General features: G+C 65.2%; 16 protein-coding genes. 13 read left to right on the plus strand and 3 right to left on the minus strand.

Annotation, left to right across the window (positions count from 1 at the left end):
- Nucleotides 1-164 precede the first annotated feature (164 nt).
- A complete protein-coding gene (locus H3H55_RS34670) occupies nt 165-3089 on the plus strand; it encodes a winged helix-turn-helix domain-containing protein (protein ID WP_193102696.1) in 2925 nt (974 codons plus the stop codon).
- A gap of 36 nt (nt 3090-3125) precedes the next feature.
- Here H3H55_RS34670 and H3H55_RS34675 read toward each other — a convergent pair whose 3' ends face one another.
- Nucleotides 3126-3554, minus strand: coding sequence for a lytic transglycosylase domain-containing protein (locus H3H55_RS34675; protein ID WP_048245095.1), 429 nt, complete (start codon nt 3552-3554; stop codon nt 3126-3128).
- Between the two features lie 67 nt (nt 3555-3621).
- Here H3H55_RS34675 and H3H55_RS34680 point away from each other — a divergent pair, with 67 nt between their 5' ends.
- On the plus strand, nt 3622-4794 hold the full coding sequence (locus H3H55_RS34680; RefSeq protein WP_193102697.1) for a hypothetical protein: 1173 nt from the start codon (nt 3622-3624) through the stop codon (nt 4792-4794).
- A gap of 104 nt (nt 4795-4898) precedes the next feature.
- Here the strand turns inward: H3H55_RS34680 and H3H55_RS34685 are convergent, their stop codons facing one another.
- Entirely contained in the window at nt 4899-5234 is a 336-nt protein-coding gene (locus H3H55_RS34685; protein ID WP_193102698.1) for a hypothetical protein, read from the minus strand.
- A gap of 565 nt (nt 5235-5799) precedes the next feature.
- Between H3H55_RS34685 and H3H55_RS34690 the strand changes: the two genes are divergently transcribed.
- The 11 genes from H3H55_RS34690 (at nt 5800) to H3H55_RS34740 (ending at nt 23254) form a co-directional block, all read left to right on the plus strand.
- Nucleotides 5800-7671: a hypothetical protein gene (locus H3H55_RS34690; RefSeq protein WP_193102699.1), complete on the plus strand. Its 1872-nt coding sequence runs from the start codon at nt 5800-5802 to the stop codon at nt 7669-7671.
- 277 nt (nt 7672-7948) lie between these two features.
- A complete protein-coding gene (locus H3H55_RS34695) occupies nt 7949-8992 on the plus strand; it encodes a LacI family DNA-binding transcriptional regulator (RefSeq protein ID WP_193102700.1) in 1044 nt (347 codons plus the stop codon).
- Between the two features lie 172 nt (nt 8993-9164).
- The gene (locus H3H55_RS37500) at nt 9165-11228 is read left to right on the plus strand and encodes a hypothetical protein (RefSeq protein ID WP_226800688.1); all 2064 of its coding nucleotides are present in this window, start codon (nt 9165-9167) and stop codon (nt 11226-11228) included.
- A gap of 44 nt (nt 11229-11272) precedes the next feature.
- Entirely contained in the window at nt 11273-12424 is a 1152-nt protein-coding gene (locus tag H3H55_RS34705; RefSeq protein ID WP_193102701.1) for an ABC transporter ATP-binding protein, read from the plus strand.
- Nucleotides 12425-12492: 68 nt separating this feature from the next.
- On the plus strand, nt 12493-13731 hold the full coding sequence (locus H3H55_RS34710; RefSeq protein ID WP_193102702.1) for an extracellular solute-binding protein: 1239 nt from the start codon (nt 12493-12495) through the stop codon (nt 13729-13731).
- Between the two features lie 58 nt (nt 13732-13789).
- Nucleotides 13790-14713 carry a carbohydrate ABC transporter permease gene (locus tag H3H55_RS34715; RefSeq protein ID WP_129518165.1) on the plus strand — a complete coding sequence of 308 codons (924 nt, stop codon included), beginning with the start codon at nt 13790-13792 and terminating at the stop codon, nt 14711-14713.
- Entirely contained in the window at nt 14714-15565 is an 852-nt protein-coding gene (locus H3H55_RS34720) for a carbohydrate ABC transporter permease (RefSeq protein ID WP_193102703.1), read from the plus strand. It abuts the gene before it with no gap.
- 5 nt (nt 15566-15570) lie between these two features.
- Entirely contained in the window at nt 15571-17724 is a 2154-nt protein-coding gene (locus tag H3H55_RS34725; RefSeq protein WP_193102704.1) for an alpha-galactosidase, read from the plus strand.
- A gap of 273 nt (nt 17725-17997) precedes the next feature.
- The gene (locus tag H3H55_RS34730; protein ID WP_193102705.1) at nt 17998-19164 is read left to right on the plus strand and encodes a hypothetical protein; all 1167 of its coding nucleotides are present in this window, start codon (nt 17998-18000) and stop codon (nt 19162-19164) included.
- 57 nt (nt 19165-19221) lie between these two features.
- Nucleotides 19222-20280: a hypothetical protein gene (locus tag H3H55_RS34735; protein WP_193102706.1), complete on the plus strand. Its 1059-nt coding sequence runs from the start codon at nt 19222-19224 to the stop codon at nt 20278-20280.
- Nucleotides 20281-20494: 214 nt separating this feature from the next.
- Nucleotides 20495-23254 carry a UPF0182 family protein gene (locus H3H55_RS34740; protein WP_193102707.1) on the plus strand — a complete coding sequence of 920 codons (2760 nt, stop codon included), beginning with the start codon at nt 20495-20497 and terminating at the stop codon, nt 23252-23254.
- A gap of 66 nt (nt 23255-23320) precedes the next feature.
- Here H3H55_RS34740 and H3H55_RS34745 read toward each other — a convergent pair whose 3' ends face one another.
- Complete coding sequence (locus tag H3H55_RS34745; protein WP_193102708.1) at nt 23321-24691, minus strand: MFS transporter; 1371 nt, start codon at nt 24689-24691, stop codon at nt 23321-23323.
- Nucleotides 24692-24731: the final 40 nt, after the last annotated feature.

Genomic DNA, 24731 nt, shown 5'->3' on the forward strand with positions numbered 1-24731 from the left:
GCACGGCGCCTCACCGTCGAGCGCCCAGGTTCACCCATCTTCCCGCCTGTATCGGATCGATCGACACGAATCGACGCAGCTTGCGCAACGGTCGATCAAGTTCACGCCGACATGAAAACTCCGCTTCCCTTCGTCCTCGTCGCCGCGCTCCCGAGAGGCGGCGCATGAAGCCAAACCCGTCGCCGGCCGCCCCGGCCGCGCATGTCACGCTGTTCGGCCGCTTTGCGCTCGATCGCGACGCGCGCGTGCTGTATGTCGAAGGCAGCGCACTCGCGATCAACGAGCGCGCGATGGAAGTGCTGATCGCGCTGGTCGATGCCGGCGGCAAGATCGTATCGATCGAGCAGTTTCAGCAACGCCTGCGGCCGGTGGCGTCCGTCATGGCCCATAGTGTGCACGCGCTCGTGTCGCAGTTGCGCCGCGCACTCGGCGACGATCGCGACATGATCGAAACGGTCCCGCGCCGCGGCTACCGCTTCGCCGCCGAGTGGTACGACCTACGCGATCAGCTGGGCACCTCCGACAACGAGAGTCATGCACCCGCGGCCGATGCGTATGCGGCGCCGAGCGCGCAGCAGGCCAACGGTCGCGACGACAGGGTCGACCCCGCACCCGAGCGCGATGCCGCGCGAAAGCTGCTGATCGGGCGCGATGCCGAGCTGTCCGAGCTGTCGATGCGGGTGTCGCAACATCGGCTGGTCACGTTGATGGGCGCGTACGGCAACGGCAAGACACGGCTCGCGCACGAAGCGGCATTGCGCACCGCCGCGCTGTTTCAGGACGGCATCGTCCGCATCGAGCTGGCCGGGCTGACGCTGCCCGAATGCATCGCGGACGCGATCGCCGCACAACTTCCGCCGCAGCCGCAACCGGCCGCGCCGGGGCTGGACGGGCTCATCGCGCGGCTCGCCGGCCGCCGGATACTGCTGATCGTCGACGATTGCGATCCGCTCGCCCATGAAGTCGGCGCGGTGGTCGACGCGTTGCTGGCGGCCACCGACGTGTGCGTGATCGTGTGCACGGAAGCGCCGCTGTTCATCGCCGGCGAATACGTGTTGCCGCTGGCGCCGCTGCGCTTTGCGCTCCGGCCGACAAACGACGCATCGCCCGCCGTGCCGGACGTGCCGCCGTCGGACGCCTGTCAGTTGCTTGCCGCGCAGCTTGAAGCGTGCGGCGCACGGTTCGCGAGCGAAACCGCCGGCGCGGCCTCGAACGGCACGCCGGGCCGCGCCGACCCTGCCGTGTCATTGCAGCACAACCTGGAATCGATCTGCCGCGCGCTCAGCGGCAATCCGCTCGCGCTCGACCTGGCGGCGCGCCAGATCGCGGGTGCATCGCGCGGCCGCACGACGCTGGCCGAATCCGTCGCGGCCTGGGATGCGCGCTGGCGCCGCCTCATGCTGCAGCGAGCCGGCAGCCGCGAGCTGGCATTGTCGCCTGCCGCGCTGGTGCCAATGGTGGTTGCCCACGCGTATGCCGCACTCGATGCGCGCGCGCAGCACGTGCTGTGTTGTGCGAGTCTGTTCGCGGGGCCGTTCGATCTCGCCGATGCGCATGCGGTATCCGCTGAAGACGACGCCACCCGCATCTCCGACGACGACAGCGCGATGCACGCCGTCGTGTCGACGTTGATCGATGCCGGCCTGCTGGTTGAACACCCGTCGATCGACGCGGGCCGCCTGTTGCGGCTGCCGACGGCGGTGCGTCGATTCACGCTCGACCTGCTCGCGCATCGGCACGACTACGCACGGGTGGCAGCCCGGCACGCGCTGCGGGTAGCCGAGCGGCTCGGCGAGACCGACGGCCGCGACGACGAGCCCGCGCGTCGTGCGCCCGCGCTCGCGGACGTGCGCCGGGCCGTCGGCTGGTCGATCGACGCGCGGCATTTCCAGATCGCCGCGCGATTGCTGCAGCATTCGGGGCCGCTTTGGGCCGCCGCGCGCCTCACCCGCGAATGGATGATCTGGACCGGCCGCATCCTGGACCACGATCTGTCGCGCTCGATTCTCAAGGTGCGCGACCTCATGCTCCTGCAATTGACACTGGCGCAAGCCATGCAGCAGGAGATGCCGGCGCCGCCGCCGGCGGACACGATTGCCGCGTGGTGGCGCGTCTACGAACTCGCGACCGCCTGTGCCGACGACGACAGCCGCCTGCATGCGCTGTCGGTACTGTTGCTGCGCACGCTCGAAGCCGGCTTCAGCGACGATTCGCCCGAACTCCTGATGCGCGTCCGGGCACGGATCGCCCAGGAATGCGATGTGTCATCGTCACATCGCAGTTTTGCGCTGCTGCGCGGCGCGCTGCTGACGCTGGATGGCCGTCACGACGAGGCGATCGAACTGCTGTCGCCCCATGACGCGCCGGTTCCAGCCTCTGACGTGGATTGCGGCAGCGCCGACGTCCCTGCGCCGGACATGTGCCGGCCCGACTACATCACGGCGGTCGCGGACAACGCGCTCACGATTTCGCTGTGGCTCACCGGCGCGCAAGCGATCGCGCATCCGGCGTTGCTGCACGCGTTGCAGGGCGCACGGCAGCAGTCCGATCCGTTGTCGCGCTGCGCCGCCGCGATGATGGCGTGCGTGCTGTTCCTGCTCGAAGGCGATGCGTCGCGCGTCGGGCAACAGGCACGGCTGCTCGTCGAGGTCGCACAACGCAACGGCCTGGCAGGCTGGCGCAATATCGGACGCAGCTTCCTGCTGTGGATCCAGGCGACCGACGACACGCGCGACGAGACCCGGCAGTTGATCCAGCTCGCGCTGCGCAACCTCGCGCGCGGCCACGTGAGCATCATCGATCTGGCCATGCTGGACCAGTTTGCCGGCATGGCGCTGAATCTCGCGGGCGGCCCGGCATTGAATCGCCTGTTCGAGCAGATGAGCGCGAACCTGCCGGACAGTGGACGCCGGTGGTTGCTGCCGGAAGTGTTGCGCGTGCACGCGGTGTTGCGCCACCGCGCCGGCGTACCCGCCGGCGACGTGCGGACGTTGCTCGAGCAGGCGGCGCATGAAGCCCGCCGGCAGCGTGCGTCGCTGCTCGAGCACCGGATCTCGGTGACCATGGAGCAGATCGCACCGTCACGGTAGGCGCCTTACCCGGTTCGGCGGCGCATGCCGCTTGCGTCAGTTCGACTGCATCCGTTGCACGATCAGCCGGACCTGTGCCGCATAACGATCGCGTTCCGCCGGAGTTTGCGAATGGTACGCACCGACCGCCTTCCACGTATTGCCGTACTTGAGCATCATCTTGCGCAGATGCCACGCGGCGATATAGATGCTCGCGCAAGGGTCCATCAACGTGTGCGACGTGATGCCGTAGTTCGACAACACCGACAGGTGGATCGAATTGATCTGCATCAGGCCGTAGTCGATCGACCCGTTGGTGTTGACGCGCTTCGCGTTGACGTTGTCGTGCGATTCCTGCCACGCGAGCGCGCGCAGAATCGTTTCGTTGACGTGCTGATAGGCGGCCGCCTCGGAAAAGCATTCGGCATGGGCAACAGGCATCAGATACGGCAGCAGCGCCAGAAGCGCGATCGCTCGGATGGCCATGGGTTCGATCGTCGGGAGTGTGAGGCATCCATCATGCCCGCACGATGCGATCGCATACGGGGGGCACATGCGAATCCACGGCGCGCTGTGCGAATTCGCCGCCGTGGTCCGGCATCCCTTCATCGACCGGACAGCCATCGCTCCGTCGGACATGCGTTCGCATGCGCGCCGTGCGACCGGGCGCACGGGGGCGATCATCGGCGTTTTTCCCTTTTTCGACGCGCTCGACGCAACAGGCGACGCCATGCCGAACATCTCCCGATCCTCTCCCAGCGTCTCGAACGCTTCCAGCCGCTCCTCTTCACCCGACCCGAGCGATTCCGATTCGGACTCGGGCTCGGACGCCGACGTCCGTTCCCGGACATCGGCGGCGGAACCGCCGCCATTGCCCGAGCGGCCGGAATTTCTCAAGCGCATGCAGTCGTCTGCCGGCGCGTCATCCCGGCCCACGGCGCGCCAGTTGACGACGCGCATCGCCGAAACGAATGTGCGCCTGACCGCGGCTACGCGAGCGACGACGCAAACTGCCATCGAACTCGCCCGGCACACCGGCGGCCCGATGCAGCATCGCGTCGCATCGCTGGACGCGGCAGAGGGCAGGCACGAGCGAGCGCTGGACCTTGCGAACCGATTGACCGAGCAGGAAGCGGAACGTCAGGGTGCGGTACACGCGGCACGCGCGGCGCACGAACAAACGCTGCTGGCGGCAGGCGAGCGACTGGAAGCGTTCGCCGCGGGGTTCGGTACCCGGGAACCGGTCGATCGGACAGACAGTGCCGCGCGCGATCATTCGACACCGCCCGGTAACCATGCGGCCATCCACCACAACACCCCGGTGTCGCCCGGACACGCAGCGCAAGGTCCGGCACGACAGTTTCACGTTCAGGACGTTGTGCTGCACTACATCGAACAGGACACGGAGTCGCTGGTGACCAAAGGTGGGAACGAACTCCTCGACTTTGTGTTCGACCTGGGTGAACGTCTCGGGCTCGACGAGCGTGTTCTGGGCCCGCTTCGGCACGAGCTGTTTCCGTGGAACGCGTTGGCGCGACGGACGGCCGCCCGTGTGGAACTGGAGCACAAACTGGATGAGGCCATCACGCAAAAGATCGATTCTCGCTTTCACGTCGTGGTGAGAAGCGCGATCGCCCGGCACATGAAGGAGATGTTCTACACGCCCAGCACCGAGACCGCGCTGACAGAACAACGCCCGGACCCGACCCGCAAGCCTCGCCTCTGACACGCACGGTTTGACCAGCGCCCGGCGGTACGCCCGATCATCCGTCAAGCGCGTTCGCGGCCCACGCGTCGGGAAACATGCCGTATGCGCACGCCGCGCTCGCGCTACGCCGGCGCAGCCGCCTTCTCGATGCCCGCCGAACTCGTCTTCATCGCTTCGGTTTGAGCCTGTACCAGACTCGTAAACGACTGAATCTTCGCCAATTCGAATTGCGACTCCATATTGCGGTCCAGCGGCGACGCAGGCTCGCTTTCGTGACCGTTCGCCGGCGCCGCCGCATCACGCGAGCCGCGAGCCGTCCGCGGGGCGAGGCCGGCGAGTTGCCCGGGAACCTCGGGCCGATTCGAAAATCGGGCGGCGCGGGGCGCACCGGCTTCGTTCGCCGTTGACGGGTGCGGCAAAGGGGCGGCGTTCGCGCCTCTCACACGTGATATCGACATGTCTGGACTCCAGGTTCTTGCGTTAAAACCCTGTTCTAACACGGCGTCATCGGCCCCTCGGTTCATGCATGCGAACGACCATCCGACCATGCGAAGCCTGCTCGAATCACACGCGCCGGCATGTCGCGCCGACCGGATATCAGTGTCGCGCCGGGACTGCCGAAAGCGACCGTGCGAAACGTGGTCGTGCGACGCCTAGGGAAACCCCTAAGCACAGCTCACCTTGACTTGATCACGCGAGACACTAAACTAACACGCATTAGTCGCTGAAGCTCCAGGTCGAAAACATCCTGCGTCGTTGCTGTTCATCGCGCAGGAATGTGCAAATTGTGGACCGGAGCTTTTATTTCGCCTCACTACTAACACGAGTTAGTATTCGTGCATCGGAGTTCGGCTCGATATGGCTCCGGCATGTGTTGACAGGGCGAGCGTGTCGTTCCCGGCACCGGCTCATGCTGTCGCTTTGATTCGATCTGCAAAACATTCTCCGTGGACGAGCGGAGGAGAAGGTGAGCCGTACCGGGAGCGCCGGATTGCGCTTGTCAACTACGCAAGGAGACTCACGATGGATGTCCGTTCAACGGGGCGCGCGGGTGCGCGCATGAATCTCAAGCGCTTTGCAAGCGGTCCGGGCGCCGATGGCGGAATCGCGCCCCATCGGCTGCGCGTGCTGGCGGCCGTTGCCGCGAGCGTGTTCCTGTTCGGATGCAACGGGCAATCGGACAATCCGGTTGCGCGTTCCGTCGCGGCGCTGAATGCCGCGGTTGCGGTCGACAATGGCGAACTGACGGCGCATGCCAGCAGTTCCGATTCCGCGAATTCCGCCGCGGCATTGGCCACGGCATTCAACCAGGCGGTCGTTGAAGCCCGCAAACTGAACTTCGTGGCCGACAACTGGAGCTTCTTCAGCACGCCGCAGCCGGCCGGCCTCGGCTGGCCGAGCGCATCGAGCGACGTGCGTTGCCCGTCGTCGGCCCAGGATCTGCAGCCGGGTTATCTCGCGGGTCTGCAGAATCGTTGCGCGTACTATTCGCGGGACTATGTCCATCAGGCGACGGGCGCGTACTACCTCGGCTTCTACGAACAGAACTACCAGATGGCCGATCACTTCGTGAAACTGATGCACGACAACGGCGGCGCGATGGCGCCTTACTGGGCCATCGGCGCGAACGGCACGGTGTACGAGCAGAACGACGAATCGCCGGCGCCGTTCGAGATCGGCGAGAACATTGCGAGGATGTACCGGTTGACCGCGGACAGCCGCTATCTGGGTGCGGATTTCACGAACTATACGAACAACCTCAACAACGGCTTTACCAACGTCAGCAACAACAGCTACGTCAACGCCGAGGGTTTCCGGATGGCGCGGGCCCAGACCAACGGCGAGGCGGCGACCTACAACGAGTTCGTGTATGACCGCGGCAACAACCTCCCGAGCAATCTCGTGATCCTGCTGGGCGGCGATATGGCCGCAAGCGAGATTGCCTATTACCGCGAGATTTCCGCGTATCCGTCGCTGCTCGCGCAAGGCGACGCGACCAACGTGACGACCCGGTTCGGCACGCTGTCGACGAGTTTCAATGGCGACTGGTATCTGCCGGCCGTGCAGCATTTCTCGGTGGGGCTCGTGGGCACGACGAGCACGACGTACAACGCGTCGAATTACCAGAGCCTGCAGTATTACGACTACTACGCGCAGGAGCCGAATCTCTTCCCGCTCTACAAGGGCGTGATTACCGATGCGGGGAAACTGACGAACCAGGCGAACTACGTCGACACCCAGTCGGAAGCGCTCTATCAGGCACACGGCCTCTCGTACCCGGGCATCGAGTCGCATACCTATCTGCCGACGGCGTTCTACAACGCGAACCAGCCGGATACGGCATGGAAATGGCTGACGCGGCTGGCGTCGTGGGAATCCGGTGCGGGCGTCACGGGCTATCCCGAAGTTGCGTTCGCAATGATCTCCGACGTGATCACGAAGGTGCTGGGTCTCGATTTCGACGCGCCCAACAAGAAGCTCGTCACGCTCGCCCGATTGCCGTCGTCGTTCCAGGCCGGCAACAGCGTCGCCGTCAACAACATCCCGTTGTACTTCCATGACGCCGGCAACACGATCACGGTCAAGGCGGGCATTGCGCAGACGATGACGGCGAACGGCACGATCGAGACGGATTTCACCTACGATTCCGATCCCGTCGCACAGCCTGTCAGCGGATTCCACTGGCTCGTGAAATTCCCGTCGAAAGGCAGCAATACGCAATGCAAGGTCGTGCAGACCTGGTCCAATGGCACGCAATCGACGGGGTACTACGCGCTGACATCCGATTCGAACGGGGTGCCGACCTGCGGCGGCAGCGATGGCTCGGGGATCTGGATGAGCACCGGCGATCCGAACTGGAGCGTGACGAAAATGGCGGTCACGCTGTCCTCCTGAAGCGTCCGGAGCGCGTGCGGATGCACGGCGCATGCGCACGTCGCGCCGGCTGACCGGCGCGGCAGTCATGCGCCGGCCTAAGGGTATTCACTCAATTTCGTTTCCTTGACCTGTTGCGTGCCGCCTCTATACTAAACCGCGTTAGATGGTGGTTCGGCGCGCTGCGACGAGGGTGCTGGTTGCCTCGGGTATATTGGGGTCGACGATCAACCTGGGGCGGGGATTGCCTGCGCCAGCCTTCCAGTCTGTAACTAAATCGAATTAGGAGCATGGCTTCGTGAGTCGCGTAACCAGTACCCAGGTCGCCCAGCTTGCCGGCGTGTCGCGCACGACGGTGTCGTTCGTGCTGAATGGCGTAACCGGCATGGGGATCAGCGAGGAAACGCGCGAGCGCGTGATGATGGCTGCGCGGCAGCTCGGTTATGTGCCGAACGCGATGGCCCGATCGCTCGCCAGCGGCTCCACGAAAACGATCGCGCTTCTGATGCCGCATGGCGATCACGTGCATGTCGACGTCGACGCCTATCTTCCGCGCTTTCTCGCCGGCCTCAGCGTCGCGTGCCATGCGCACGGCTACAAGGTCATGCTCGAACCCGTGCAAGAGACCGACCGCCCCGGCGCCTTCCTCGATCTCGTGGACAGCGGGCGCATCGACGGGCTGGCCGTCCTGAATCCGCGACGGCTTGACGAAGGACACCTGCATGAGCTGGCCGAGAAGGGCTTCCCGCTCGTCGTGTTCGGTTCGAACCTGGCTGAGCAGCGTACCGTGTGTGCGATCGGCGTCGACAACCGCGCGGCCGCGCAGCAGGCAACGGAACACCTGCTGGGGCTCGGTCACGAGCGGATCGCGCATATCGGTTTTGCGTCGGAGGACTATCAAGTCGTCCGCGATCGTCTCGACGGTTTCCGGCAAGCGATGGTGATGCATCACGTGGACGTGCGGCCCGAATGGATCGCCTTCGCCGACTACAGTTCGCAGAGCGGTTATGACGCAATGCGCGCCATGCTCGCCGGTTCGCCGCGCATGACAGCGCTATTCGCCGGAAACGACACGATCGCGTTCGGCGCGATGGCGGCGATTCGCGAAGCCGGGTTGCGCATTCCGGAGGACATCGCGATCGTCGGCTACGACGACATTCCGCTGGCGGCATTCGCGACGCCCGCGCTGACGACCGTCCGCACCGAACCGTTCCAGGAGGGTCGCGACGCGGCGGCCACGCTGCTCGGCATCATTTCCGGCGATTCGCCCGACGGGCTGCATACCCGCGAAATCGCGCCACTGATCGTCCGGCAATCCTGCGGCGCGAACCGGAAGACGTAGCAGCGCGCACGCCGCGCGACAAAGACCACGTCGTCACGTCACGGATGCGCCCGGCGAGCGATCGCCGGGCACGACACAAGCAATCGACGGACAAGCAGTGCGAGGCGGGAAGCGTACGGAGAATGCCAGGCAAGTAATCAGGAATGCGAATATAAAAAGGATTAAAAAAATCATGAGACAAGACAATCGGAAAGGTGCGCTCGCGCAGCGCAAAATCCACGCGGCGATGCTGTGTGCGGCCATTCTCCAAAGCGCCGGATTGGCGCACGCCACATGCCCGGCCAACTTTCAGAGCCTGCAGTTCGGCGATCCTGGCTTCGAATCCGCGGGGGCAACCGGCTATGCGTGCCCGACATCGTGGACGGTCACGTCCGGCGCCGGATGTGCGTCGAACAATCCGCATGGCGGCGGGCGCGCCGCATTCCTGAACGGCGGGGACGGCTACTCGGTGTCCCAGACCGTGACGGCGCCTGTCGCGGGCAACTTCGATCTCTCCGCCTGGATCGCCACGTCCGCGAACGGCACGGGGGGCACCTTCTCCGTTCAGGTGGCCGGCCAGACCGTTCAAAGCGTCACGCTGCCGTCGACGATCGCGAATTCGAACTACATCAAGTACACCCTCCCGCATGTTGCCGTGGCCGCGAATCAGGCCGTGACGATCGTTTTCACGTCGTCGAGCGGGCGCGCGTGGATCAATGTCGACGATATCGAGGTCGTCCCTTCCGCCCCCAACGATCCGCAACTGTCGTCCGACAACACGGCCGTCGTCGCGCTGTTCAACTGGGCAAAGGTCAAGGCGAATTCGTGGACGCGTTCGGCCTGCACGACCGGCGTGACCAACCAGGACGAATCGCATCCGAGCGGGCAGGGCGTCGCGACCTACGCGCCGTCCTACTGGGCCGGCTATCCATTCCGCTCCTACTACTACGCGCGCGATTTCGCGCATCAGTTCGTCGGTGCACACATGCTGGGGCTGGACGCGCAGAACAAGGCGATGCTGGCCGCGTTCGCCGCGACCGCGAACACGGCGCGCGGTGGCTACCCGGTCTGGGCGCTGAACTTCGACGGATCCATCGGCCTCACCGACTATTCGAGCGATACGTCGTTCGTGCGGGAGCTGCCGGCGCCGTTCGAGCTCGCGCAGCGTATTGCGGACGGCTACCGCTGGACCGGCGACGCCGATTACGTGGCATCAGGCGGGCCGTTCTACGCGTTCGTCGCGAACACCGCGGGTACATTCGTCGACACGCACTACGGACCGCTCGTCGACGGCACGGCCAACGGCCGGCAGGTCAAGGTCGCGCAGGAAAGCGGCGCCGACATCTGGGCCGGCGTGGCGAGCTACAACGAAGGCGCACCGGGCAATCCGGTCGAAGCGGCCGACGCGCTGTCCAGCCAGTACCGCGCGTACGTCGCGATGCAGCAGCTCGCGACGGCCGCCGGCGATACGACGACGGCGAACACCTATGCGACCCGGGCCGGCGACCTGAAGACCTATTACAACGCGCCGTGGAGCGTGGTGTCGTCCACCGATTCGACCGACGTGGTGCGCTCCTACGACCCGTCGGCGGTCAAGTCGATCGCGTGGGGCGGCGAGATGAGCTGGTTCCCGCCGATGAAGGGGATCATGAACCCGGGCACGCGCCGCGACCAGTACATGGGATGGCTCAACACGACCGCGCTCGGCCAGGCACCCGCCAACCTCGAAGCCGTGACCTATCTGCCGGACGCATTCTTCGCGGTTCACGACGGCACCACCGCGTGGGCGTGGATGCAATACGTGTACAACCGCATCAACGACGTCCACGGCGGTTACGGCAACAACTTCGTCAACGGAGATTATCCGGAGGTGTCGTTCACGCTCGTCGGACAGGCGATTGCCGGGCTGCTTGGCGTCGAACCCGACGCGTCGGCCGGCAAGCTGACCACGACGTCGCAACTGCCGGCCACCGGCATGGCCTGGCTGCAGGTCTCGCACATCCCGATCGGCGCGGGGAAAGTCACCGTACGACATGATGGCGCCACGCGCAGCACGCTCGCCAACGAGAACCCGGCGGGCGGGACGTCCTATGCATGGCATGCGCGATTCGCGGGCGTCTACCCGACCGTCGTCGTCAACGGCGTGGCGCGCGCGGCGAACACCGAACAGCCGGAAGGCGGCGGCGGACCGACCTATACCTACGTCGACGTGACGGTCGCCCCGCAAGGCACCGCGGTCGTACAGGTTTCGAAATAGGCGCGCGGCATGCATCCGAACCAGACATTCACGTGGAGACTGGCATGGCAAGCGTAGTACTGAGAGGCGTGTCGAAGGCATACGGCAGCAGTCTGCCGATCGTGCGGGATGTCGATCTCGACATCGCCGAAGGCGAGTTCTGCGTCTTCCTGGGCGCATCGGGCTGCGGGAAATCGACGTTGCTGCGCATGATCGCCGGGCTCGAGGACATCACCGACGGGGAGATCTTCATCGGCAACCGGCGGATCAACGAGGTGCCGCCCGCGCGGCGCGGCGTATCGATGGTGTTCCAGAGCTACGCGCTCTTTCCGCACATGACCGTCTATGAAAACCTGTCGTTCGGCCTGACGCTGGCGCGCGTCGACAAGGCGACGATTCGCGACAAGGTGCTTGGGGCGGCACGCGCGCTGCAGATCGAACACCTGCTCGATCGCAAGCCGCGGGCGCTGTCGGGTGGCCAGCGGCAGCGTGTCGCGATCGGCCGCGCGATCGTGCGCGAGCCGGGCGTCTTCCTGTTCGACGAACCGCTGTCCAATCTCGACGCAGCGTTGCGCGTGCAGACGCGCCACGAGATTGCGCGCATTCACCGCGAGATCGGCCGCGTATCGACGATCTACGTGACGCACGACCAGGTGGAGGCGATGACGCTCGCCGACCGCGTCGTGCTGCTCAATTCGGGCGACGCGACGCGTCAGCACGGCAGTCTTGCGCAGGCCGGATCGCCGCTCGAGCTCTATCACCATCCGCGCAATCGCTTCGTCGCCGGGTTCATCGGTTCGCCGAAGATGAATTTCATCGACGCCGTGCTGGTCGACGCCGGCGAGCGTCAGGCCCGCGTGCGTCTCGCGAGCGGCGAAGTGCTGTCGGCCTGCGTCGATGCCCGCCGCTTGAGCCCCGGCGAACCGCTCACGCTCGGCATTCGCCCGGAAGATTTCGCGCTCGGCGGCGAGAAGCAGCATCTCGTGCGCGAGGCGACCTGGCAGGAGCGGCTCGGCGAAGCGACCTACGTCTATCTGCACGGCGACGATGCGGGGCAGCAGTGGATCGCGAAGCTGCCCGGCACGACGAACGTCGGTGCCGGCCATCGTCTTTCGCTGTTCATGCCGGCCGACAAGTTGCACGCGTTCGATCGCAGCGGGCAGGCACTGCGGCGCTGCATCGACGAGGAAGCGCCGCTGCTGGCCTCGTACGCGTGAACCGCAAGCAATCAACGAAACGAATTGAGCGGCGCCACGCCGCCGCGAACCACAAGGAGGAGATCCCCATGAATACCCGCAGGAACGTGCTGAAGACCGCGTTGTGCACCTTGGCGGCCACGGCCGCATTGCATGCCGGCGCCGCCCCCCTCGTCATCAATACCGATACGTCCGATGTCGCGGTGAAGGCCGCGTTCGACGCCGCGGTGGACGGCTTCAAGGCCGAGAATCCCGACGTGCAGGTCAAGGTCAACCGCTTCGACCACGATGCGTACAAGACGGCGATCCGGAATTTCCTGACCGCCGACGCGCCCGATGTCGTGAACTGGTATCCGGGGCACAAGATGGAGCCGTTCGTGCGCGCGAAGCTCTTCGAGGACGTGTCCGATCTGTGGGCGAAGGGCAATCTCGACACCAAGCTGAAGTCGGCGGCGCCGGCGCTGACCCTGGACGGCAAGAAGTGGGGCATCCCGTACACGTATTACCAGTGGGGCATCTATTACCGGAAGGACCTCTTCGCGAAGTTCGGCATCGAGCCGCCGAAGACATGGCAGGCATTGCTCGACGCGTGTGCGAAGCTCAAGGCGAACGGCATCACGCCGCTCGTGATCGGCACGAAGGAGCCGTGGACGAATCTGGCGTGGTTCGACTATCTCGACCTGCGCGTGAACGGCTTTCCGTTCCACATGGCGCTGACGAGCGGCAAGGTGCCGATGACGGACCCGCGCGTCAAGGCCGTGTTCGATCGCTGGGATCAATTGACGAAGCCGGGTTATTTCCTCGCCAATCACGCGTCCTACACGTGGCAGGAGGCGGCCGCGTCGCTCGCGCAAGGCAAGGGCGCGATGTACCTGATGGGCAACTTCGTGGTGGCGCCGATGAAGCAGGCCGGCCTCGGCCCGGACAAGCTGGGCTTCATGCCGTTCCCGACGATCGATCCCGCGGTGCCCCGCGCGGAGGAGGCGCCGATCGAGTCGATCCACATCCCCGCGAATGCGCGGAACAAGGCCGACGCGCGCCGCTTCCTCGCCTATATGGCGCGCGCGGACGTGCAGGCCCGGTACGGCGAGCGCACCGAGGAACTGGCGGTCAACCAGGATGCGCCGCCGCCGAGCGATCCGTATCTGAAGGCCGGCGCGGCGCTGCTCGCGAACGCACAGGGGCTGTCGCAGTTCTTCGACCGGGATGCCGCGCCCGAGCTGACCCAGGCCGCGATGGACGGATTCGAGCGCTACATGCTGAAACCCGACTCGCGTGGCGAGGTGCTCGACCGGCTGGAGCAGGTTCGCCAGCGCGTCTACAAATAACGATCGAATCGTGCCCCGGACGGACGCGGTGTCGCGTTCGTCCGCCACCGGAGGTTTCGTGCAATCCACTGCCACATCCGTCGGCGCCCCGCGCGTCACGTTCTGGGAGCGTCATCAGCGCGCGATCGCGCCCTGGCTTTTTCTCGCGCCCGCGCTCGTGCTGTTCGCCGTCTACGTCATCGTTCCGATCGCACGCTCGATCGGCTTCGGCTTCTATGCGTGGGACGGCTTGAGCACGCCCCGCTTCGTCGGCCTGGGCAACTACCTCGAGCTCCTCGGGGACCCCGATTTCTGGACGGCGTTCAGGAACAACATCATCTGGCTGGTCGGCTTTCTGCTGGCCGTTCCCGCCGGCCTGTTCTTCGCGCTGTTCCTCAATCAGAACGTGTTCGGGATGCGCGCCGTCAAGTCGATGTTCTTCTTTCCGTTCGTGATCTCGCAGGCCGTGATCGGGCTCGTGTTCGGCTGGTTCTACGATCCGTCCAACGGCCTGCTGTTCCACGTGCTCCATGGGTTCGGCATCCCGCCCGTGGCCGTGCTGTCCGACGAGCGGTACGTCACCTACGGCATCGTTGCCGCCGGGCTCTATCCGCAGATTTCGTACTGCATGATTCTCTATCTGACGGGCCTGTCGAACGTGCGGGCCGACCTGATCGAGGCAGCCCGCCTCGAAGGCGCGCACGGCTGGTCGATGCTGCGTCGCGTCGTCCTGCCCCAGTTGCGCTCCGCGACGTTCGTGGCGATCGTCGTGACGGTCGTCGGCGCGCTGCGCAGCTTCGACATGGTGTCGATCATGACCCAGGGCGGCCCGTACGGATCGTCGCGGGTGCTCGCCTATTACATGGTCGAACAGGCACTCGGCGATTACGGCTATCGGGTCGGCTACGGCTCGGCGATCGCGACGATCCTGTTTCTGCTGATGCTCGTCTATATCGGCTTCGTCATCGTTCGCGTCTACACGCAGGAAAAGGAGCTTGCCTGAATGTTTCCCACACCGATCGAACAGGCCGGCCGTTCCGCGCAATGGCTGTACCGCGCCGTGCTTGCCGTCACGCTCGTCGTCTGGCTGCTGCCGCTTCTGGCCATCGCGCTGACGTCGATTCGCGGGTCCGCCGACATCTTCGCCGGCAACTACTGGGGATGGCCGACCGAGTGGCGCATCGTGGAGAACTATCGCGCCGTGTTCACGGATACGCCGCTGGCGCGCTATCTCGTCAACACCTGCCTGATCACGTTGCCCGCGGTGGTCGGCGCGGTGGCCCTCAGCTGCATGGCCGGCTTCGCGCTTGGCGTCTATCGGTTCAGGCTGAACCTGCCGGTCTTTTTCCTGTTCCTGGCCGGCAACTTCGTGCCGTTCCAGATCCTGATGATTCCGGTTCGCCTGATGAGCCTGCAACTGGGCCTCTACAACTCCGTGCCGGGCCTCGTGCTGTTCCATGTCGCGTTCAATACCGGCTTCTGCACGTTCTTCATGCGCAATTTCATCATCGAGCTGCCGCGCGAGCTGATCGAAGCGGCCCGCATGGACGGTGCGACCGAGTTCCAGGTCTTCTACAAGGTCGTGCTGCCGCTGGTGCGGCCGGCGATGGCGGCGATCTCGGTACTGGTCTTCACCTTCGTGTGGAACGACTACTTCTGGGCCACGGTACTGGTGCAGGGCGATCACGCGATGCCGGTCACCGCCGGGCTGAAGACGCTGAGCGGTATCTGGGTCGCTCAATGGCATCTCGTCGCGGCCGGGTCGATCGTGGCGGCCCTTCCGCCTGTCCTGATCTTTTTCTTCAAGCAAAAACACTTCATTGCCGGCCTCACGATGGGGGCCACCAAAGGGTAAGACCTATGTTCGATACGAAACTGGTGTGCTTGAACGGCTCCAACGTCTGCATCGCGGTGGAGGAGTCGTCCGGCATGCCGCCGGTATGGCGTCACTTCGGCGCGAAACCCGATGAACGCACCGGCGTGTGGCGCGCCGCGAGCGCGCGACCGCACCCGCCGACGGTGCTCGACGGCGATCCGCCGTTCACCGTCCTGCCGACCCACGGGTTCGGCTGGTTTCACCAGCCCGCACTGGCGGGCGCCCGCCCGGGGACGGGCGGCGACACGGACTGGGCGCAGCAATTCCGGCTCGACGAAGTCAGCCGAAACGAGCACGGCATGTTGCTGAAGCTGAGCGACGAGCAAGCCGCGCTCGGCGTGACGCTCAGTTATGCGATCGATCCGGCGTCGGACGTCGTGACGATGTGGGCCGAGGTGGAGAACCGCGGCGAGACGCCGTTTCGCGTGGACTGGCTGGCCGCGGCATCGGTGCCGTTGCCGCCCGACGCAGACCAGGTACTGGGTTTCTTCGGGCGCTGGACCCTGGAGTTCCAGGAAACGCGCGAGCGCCTCGGCGTCGCAACGTGGCGCCGGGACAACCGGCGCGGCCGCACTTCCCATGACTCGTTTCCGGGCGTGATGATCGGTTCGTCGCTCGGTGACGATGATGGCCAGGTTTATGGCGCGCATCTGGGATGGAGCGGCAACCATTCGATCGTCATCGAGCCCATGCTCGACGGCCGTCGGCAACTCCAGTTGGGCGAGTGGCTGGCCCCGGGGGAAGTCGTGCTTGGCCCCGGGCAACGCTATCGCACGCCGTGTGCCTACCTGTCATATAGCGCGTGCGGCCTGAACGGACTGAGCGCCGGGTTCCATCGTTTCGTTCGCGCAAACATGCTGAACACGCCGCAGCAGCCCATGCGCCCGCGCCCCGTCATGCTCAATACCTGGGAGGCCGTGTATTGCGAGCATGACCCCGCGGATCTCGAGGCGCTGGCCCGCGCCGCCGCGCGGCTGGGCGTCGAACGCTTCGTGCTCGACGACGGCTGGTTTCATCGACGCAACAACGATCGCGCCGGGCTGGGCGACTGGTGGCCCGATGCCGACAAGTATCCGCGCGGACTCGCGCCGCTCATCGAGCGCGTGCGCGGCCTCGGCATGGAATTCGGGCTCTGGATGGAGCCGGAGATGGTCAATCCGGACAGCGAGCTGTATCGCGCCCATCCCGAGTGGGTGCTCCAGCTCGACGGCAGGCCGCGGGTGACGGGGCGCAACCAGCTGGTGCTCGATCTCGCGGAGCCCGAGGTGGCAGCGCATCTGTTCGCGCAGGTCGGTGCGTTGCTGCACGAGCACGCGATCGCTTACGTCAAGTGGGACATGAATCGCGATCTTGCGACCGCGGGCCATCACGGCCTCGCTGCGTACCGTCGCCAGACCCGTGCGTTCTACGCATTGCTGGACCGGTTGCGTCGCGCGTTTCCGTCGGTGGAGATCGAGAGCTGCGCATCCGGCGGCGGGCGTGCCGATTATGGCGTGCTGGAGCACGTCCAGCGGATCTGGACGAGCGATTGCAACGATGCGCTGACCCGGATCGGCATCCAGCGCGGCTTCCTGCGTTTCTTTCCGCCCGAGGTGATGGGCGCGCACATCGGCGCGGAACGCTCTCATACGACAGGGCGACGGCATACGCTGGCGTTCAGGGCCGCCGTCGCGATCTTCGGTCACCTCGGGCTCGAAATCGATCCGCGAACCCTCAGCGCCGAGGAATTCGACGAAGCCCGCCGCTGGATTGCGCTGTACAAGACGTGGCGGCCGGTCCTGCACGGCGGAACCTTGCGCCAGGGGCGGGCCGGCAGTGCGCTGTCGTGGACCCAGGCCGTCGCCGACGACGGGATGTCGTCACTGCTGGCCGTCTATCGATTGCACGAGGACGACGCGCGCTACGCATTGCCGCTGCGCATCGACGGACTGCGGCGCGATGTCGTTTATCGCGTCCGCTTCCTTCATGTGCCCGTCGCGCCGCACTTCGTGCAGCAGACCGACCTGTTCGCGGCAATGGCCGGCGAAGGCGCCGAACTTTCGGGCGCGACGTTGCTGGACATCGGCGTGCCGCTGCCGCCGCAACCGCCCGAATCGTGCACGCTGATTGCGCTGGAGCAGGTGAGGCAGCTGGCGTAAGCGATCGGTTCGGCGAGCCGTGCATCGAGCGCCTGTTCGTCACGGCTCGTCGGCCCCTCGGTTCACGCATGCGAACGACCATCCGACCATGCGAAGCCTGCTCGAATCACACGCGCCGGCAGGCCCTGTCGACCGGATTCGATCCTGACTGCGTGATCGAATGGCCGCAACCGATCGTGCTTCGCATTTCCGTCAACCGCTTCCGATGCGCGGTGCCGCAGGGCGGGGAGACGGAATAGGCTGAAACTCCTGCTTTCGCTCCGCCATACGACCATGCCGCTTCCCATCGATCGTGCGCTGCCTGTCGGCCATGCACCGGACAACGTCAACACGGACGCACCGGGCGCGGCGCGGCAGCCGCCGCTGTCCACGGGTCGATCCATGCCGCCGGCACTGGCGAATCTGACCGCCCGCGCCAGCGGCTCGACGCCTTCATCGTCGACCGTGAATCCGATGGAAGTGATGCCGCGCACGCGTGACTTCGAGGTACTTGCCGCACCTGATGGCCGGCCACCGATGCGTCATGTTTCATCCTATTCGTCGGCACACATCCGCCCGGTCCAGATTCTGCAGGAGAACCGGCAAGGCAGCATCCTCGCCGCGACTCGCCAGGTGTTCGCCGTCGAAGTACAGTCGGCCCCGGGATGGGTCACCGATCGGGAAGCGCTGGTCATTCGCGAGCACGGCCACGCACCGCACATGGCCCTTCTCGACGAATCGGCCGACCATCGTTACGAACCTCGGCACAATGAACCGGTGAGGCCGCTTACGCCGACGATCGACCGCGCGTTCGTGGCGGTGTCGAATACGCGCGTTCCCCTCTCGGATACGGATCGCGAGCGCTATCGCTGGTTCGACGCGATGCGTTCGACGATCCCCGACGATCATCGGACGCACTATATCCGGGCCACGGCGAACGTCCGCTTCGACAATGTCGACAATGTCGAAGACGGCGAGCTGAAGGTGATCGTGGTGCCGCCCGGCGGCGATCGCAAGCTCGGCACGCAGGGCGTCGCGAATTGCATCGCGTGCGCGGCAAGCGCACCTTCGCGCAGCGCCCGCGGCAGCACCGTTCTCGCGCTGACCCATTACACCGGCGCCGCGAACGGACGCATCCTTACCCCGCGGGCATGCCTGACGGAATTGCAGGATCGGGTCATTGCCGCGGGCGGCGATCCGTCCATGCTCGCGATCCGGCTCGCAGGCGGCGAACGCTCGGCATCCGTCAACGAAGGTGCCCATCAACTCGACGAAGAACTCGAATTCCTGACATTGAGAGGCGAATTTCCGATTGTCGCCGCTCACATTCAGGCGTCGAGTGTCGACACGAACTCCGACAACCAGACAATCTGGCGCGGCACACGCGATGGTCATGGCCACGTCATCAGCGCGGTGCTTGCGACCGACGGATTCTTTTATGCTCACGCGCCGCTGTACTGAGGGGGCACCGTAAACGGATCGGGGTGGTGACCTTGCTCGATCGAGGAGAAATCCGCAATGCCGAAAGTTCGCGCCTGTGCGTCCGACATCGATCACCACGATCTGTTGTCGGGCGGCCCTTCGCATACGGCCAGCGAGGGCCACACAACCCGTTCGTTCACGCCCCGACCCAAAGCAGACACAGCACTCGACGGCTTGAAAAGCCGCGCATCCTCTGCAACGAAAGCCGACGCGCCCGGCTATATCCGCACGCTGCAGGTGGTTTCCCGGGACGCGCTTGCCCACGAGCTGGACCGGCATGGGCAGGGCGTGCCCGTTTCCGCGACCGCAATCGGAACGGGGCCCTTCAAGGCGTTTCAGCAAGACAAGCGCAGCGGCCTGATGCTTGCCGCGGACACCCCGATGGTCGTGGGCGCGAAGAAGGACATGGGCACCAACGCACTGATCAAGGATCAGGACTACCGGAGCGTGTTGTCCCGATCGCGTTCGATGCCGCCCGCCGAGCTCTCCCGCCACACACGGAAGACGCTCGAGAAATACTATCTTCAGGATTCGGACATCGGCGAAATCAAGCGGCCGCCTATCTTTGAAGATCGCGCACGGCTGACGTCGAAGTATCAGGAGATGGCGAATCGGCAGAATGGAACATCGCCCGACAAGAGTTCCAAATACGTGCTGGCGGATGCACTGAAACAGCATGTCCCCGAATTTTCCGCCGCCACACCCGTCAGGCCGTTTTCCGCCTATCGGGAGCAGTTAAAAGGCAAGCTGACGCCCGAACAGCATGCAGCGATCGATCACGCACTGCCGAAACTGAATTCGATGTCGGACGCGCAACAACAAGCCTATCTGGAGGCTGGCCGTAATGGCTCAGGCACATCCAGATATGCGGGCAAGCCGGTGCTCCCGCACAACGAGAATCTTCTCAAGCCACGCCCGCAGGACCTTCAGGGGATATTCGTCAGCCCGCACGAACCGGAAGCGGCGCTGGAATTGCAAAGGCAACATGCGTCGATCCATGGCGGCGCCGAATTGCCTTTCATGACCTATGACGCCCGCTCCGGAACGTCACAGGTCATCACGCCTGACGCTGTACGGAAAATGATCAAGACATAACGCAGGCGGGCGGCGACCCGGGCGACCGAATTTGCTGCACTGCGCTGCGATCGCTCGTCCCCGGCGACGTCGCGCCTGCCGTCGGATAGCGACGTTTCGGCAACGGGCGTAGCATTCAGACATGCGGCCGGCCGCGATCCTCACCGACGGATCGGCGGCACACCCCGATCGGGCCGCAGCCGGCCACGCATGACGGCCCGGCAAAGGAGCCTCGATGCGCTCGCAAGCAACGTCCGTCTCGCGCCTGAAACGCTATGGGATCGCGGCTGCAATCGTCATCGCCTGCCTGATCGTCGTCGGGCGCATCACCGGGGTCCTGGTCGACTGGCTGTGGTTCTCGTCGATCGGTTATGGCGGCGTGTACTGGACGGTCCTGTCCACGCGGGTGCTGCTGTTCGTCGCGGTGTTCGCCGTGGCGGCGGCCGCGATCGGCGCGTCGGGGTTGCTCGCGCATCGTCATGCACGGCCCGTCGATGTCTGGCCGGTCGAGGACACCGCGTCGACGCGTGAGGAAGAAGTCCTTCTGGCGCTGGCAAGAGACGTCGCGTCGCGCATTCCATGGCGCGTGGTCATCGCCGCCGGCGCCGCCTTCCTCGGGCTTGCGATCGCCGCCGGTGCGATGTCGAGCTGGGACGTTGCACTGCGCTTCCTGCATCAGGTGCCGTTCGGCGCGCACGATCCGATCTTCGGCAAGGACATCGGTTTCTATCTGTTCGCGCTACCCGTCTGGATCGTGCTGAAGAACCTGCTGCTGCAAGTGGTCGTGTGCTGCGCGATCGCCGCAGGTATCGTCTACTGGCTGCGCGGCGACATCACACTGCGGCGGCCGAAGGGGCTTTCGTCGGCCGCCGCCGTCCACGGTTCGGCGCTACTGGCGCTCTTCTTCCTGCTGAAGGCGTGGTCGTGGTGGCTCGAACGCTTTCTGCTGCTCTACGACAACAACGGTGTCGTGGTCGGCGCCGGTTATACGGATGTCCACGTGATGCTGCCGGTGCTGTGGCTGCTCGTCGGCCTCGCCACGGCGTCGGCCGTCGCGATGCTGGTCAACATGCGCCGGCCCGGCTATCGGCTGCCGGCCGCTGCGGTGTTGCTGGTGTTCGGCACGTCGTTTGCGCTCGGCATCCTCTATCCCGCGCTGTTCCAGCGCTTCTACGTGAAGCCGAGCGAGCTGCAGCTCGAGACGCCCTATATCCAGCACAACATCGCGCTGACGCGGCAGGCTTACGGCCTCGCGCAGATCGAGGTCAAGCCGTTTGCGGCCGAGGAGGGCCTGAATCTCGCGTCGCTGCAGGCGAATCGCGCGACCGTCGACAACATCCGCCTGTGGGATGTGCAGCCGCTGATGGATACCTATGCGCAGTTGCAGGAGATCCGGACTTACTACAAGTTCTTCTCGGTAGATATCGACCGCTACCGGCTCGATTCCGGCTACCGGCAGGTCATGTTGTCGGCACGCGAACTGGAGCAGACGATGCTGCCGGAGAATGCGCGAACCTGGGTGAACCTGCATCTGCTGTTCACCCACGGCAACGGCGTCGTGATGTCACCGGTCACGGAGAAATCCACGGAAGGCTTGCCGTCGCTTTATCTGCGTGACATTCCGCCTGCCGCGGAGGGCGGGCCGGCCATCCGCGAACCGCGCATTTACTTCGGTGAAGGCGGGCAGGGTTATGTGATCGTGAAGGGCAGCGTGCCCGAGTTCGACTACCCGAAGGGGGACAGCAACGTCTACACGTCCTACAGCGGGCGCGACGGTGTCGCGATCGGCGGCGTGGCGCGGCGCAGCCTGTTCGCGTGGCAGTTCGACGATCCCAACATCCTGCTGACGCACTACATCACGAACGACAGCCGGATCCTGTTTCACCGCAACATCCGGGACCGGATCCGCACGATCGCGCCGTTCCTCGCGCTCGACCACGACCCGTATATCGTGGCCAGCAACGGCCGCCTGTTCTGGATGCAGGACGCCTATACGACCAGTCGCTGGTTTCCGTATGCGCCGCCCGGTGTCGGCGACGGCGCCAACTACATTCGCAACGCGGTCAAGGTGGTGGTCGACGCGTACAACGGCACGGTCGACTTCTACGTCAGCGATCCGTCCGATCCGCTGGTGCGGACTTACGCGCGCATCTTCCCCGGCATGTTCAAGCCGCTCGACGCGATGCCGCAGGATCTGCAACGGCATATCCGCTACCCGGAAGACCTGTTCCTGATCCAGGCGAACCTCTACCGCGCGTATCACATGGACGCGCCGGAAGTGTTCTATAACCGCGAGGACCTCTGGCAGTTTCCGCGCGCGCTGGGCGATATCGACGGCGCCGACACCGCGAACACGCGGATGGCGCCGTACTACACGATCATGCGGCTGCCCGGCGACGCGCAGGCCGGCTTCGTGCTGATGCTGCCGATGGTGCCGAGCCAGCGCGAGAACATGATCGCGTGGCTGGCCGCGCGTTGCGATCCGCCCGGGTACGGCAAGCTGATCGTCTACGCGTTCCCCAAGGACAAGCTGATCTATGGGCCGTACCAGATCGAGGCGCGCATCCAGCAGAGCACGGAAATCTCGCAGCAGATCTCGCTGTGGAATCAGATGGGCTCGCGCGTGATCCGCGGCCATCTCGTGGTCGTGCCGATCGAGAACTCGATTCTCTACGTGTCGCCGCTCTATCTGCGCGCGGCATCGGGCCAACTGCCCGAGCTGAAACGGGTGATTGCGGCCTATGGCGATCGCGTCGTGATGGAGGAGAACCTGAGCGAGGCGCTCGCCGCGCTCTTCAAGGAGACGGGGCCGGTGGCGGCGCCGGCACCGGCGAGCGGCGCGGCGGATACACGCGCCCGCGACGCGCTGGCCCATTACAACCGCGCGATCGAGCGGCTGAAGGCGGGGGATTGGGCCGGCTTCGGCGCGGAACTCGATGCGCTGCGGCCGTTGCTCGAAGCGCTGGGCGCCGTTCGAGCGGATAACAAGAAGTGAGTGGGGTGCCGCCGAACGGGCGCGCACCCCATATCCTTCCCGGCGGCTCGATCGCCGGCCGGTTCGTCAGGTCACCGGCGGCGCGTGCCCGTGATCGCCCAACCCCCGCGCGTCGTCGTATTCCCGCGAAATATCCTTGTTCGTGTAGTCCCCGAGCTTCGATGCGGCGACCACGCTCAGTACCGCACACACCAGCACGTACGCCGCGATCGCATACCCCGAATGGTAGTAGGCGAACAGCGCCGTCGCGATCAGCGGTGCCGGGCCACCGGCAATGACCGACGCGAGCTGATAACCCATCGACGCGCCGCTATACCGCAACCGCCCGGTAAACGACTCGGCGATCAAGGCGGCCTGCGGCCCGTACATCATCGAATGCGGGACCAGCGACAGCACGATGGCCGCGAAGATCCAGACCGGGTTCCGGGTATCGACCATCGCGAAGTAGAGGAATCCGAATACACCGACGACCGCCGCACCGATTATGTACATTCGCCGCCGCCCGATCAGATCAGACACGTGCCCGAACAGCGGAATGGTGAAGAACTCGACCACGGACGCCACCAGCACCGCCGTCAGCAGCAGTTCGCGTGACACGCCCAGCGCCGTGATCCCGTACGTGAACACGAACGCCGTATAGATATAGAACGGCGCCTGTTCGGCCATCCGCGCGAATGCCGACAGCACGATATCCCTTGGTTGCTTGCGCAACACTTCGAGCATCGGCGTCTTCTCGATCCGGCGCTCGGCCAGCAGCTTCGCGAAGATCGGCGTCTCGAGAATGTTCAGGCGGATATAGAGCCCGATCGCGACCAGCACGATGCTGAGGAAAAACGGCACGCGCCAGCCCCACGCGAGGAAACTGCTGCCGGAAAACCAGCTCATGGCCAGCACGGCGAGGTTGGCGAGGAACAATCCGGCCGGCACGCCGAACTGCGGCCACGACGCGACGAAACCGCGATGTGCATTGGTGCGCGCCCACTCCATCGACATCAGGACCGAGCCGCCCCATTCGCCGCCCACGCCGACGCCCTGGATGAAGCGCAGCACCGTGAGGATGACGGCGCCCCAGATGCCGATCGCGGCGTAGGTCGGCACGAAGGCCACGGCGAACGTGGCGAGCCCCATCAGCAACAGGGTCACGATCAGGGTGGCCTTGCGTCCGATGCGGTCGCCGTAATGGCCGAAGATCGCCGCGCCGACCGGTCGCGCGACAAAGCCGACGGCATAGATCAGGAACGCCTGCAGCGTGCCGACGAGCGGGTGGGATTGCGGGAAATACAGCTTTGCGAAGACCAGGCCGGTGACCGTGCTGTAGAGGAAAAAGTCATACCATTCGATCGTGGTGCCAATCGTGCTGGCGATGACGGCGCGGCGCAACTGGCGCCGGGCTTCCTCGTCGGAGAGGGGCGTGGCCGCGGATTGTGTGGCAGCCATGTTGATATCTCCCGGATAAGGGCGATAGAGAAATCAACCA

The organism is Burkholderia sp. Z1 (assembly GCF_014893795.1).
Lineage (GTDB): Bacteria > Pseudomonadota > Gammaproteobacteria > Burkholderiales > Burkholderiaceae > Burkholderia > Burkholderia theae.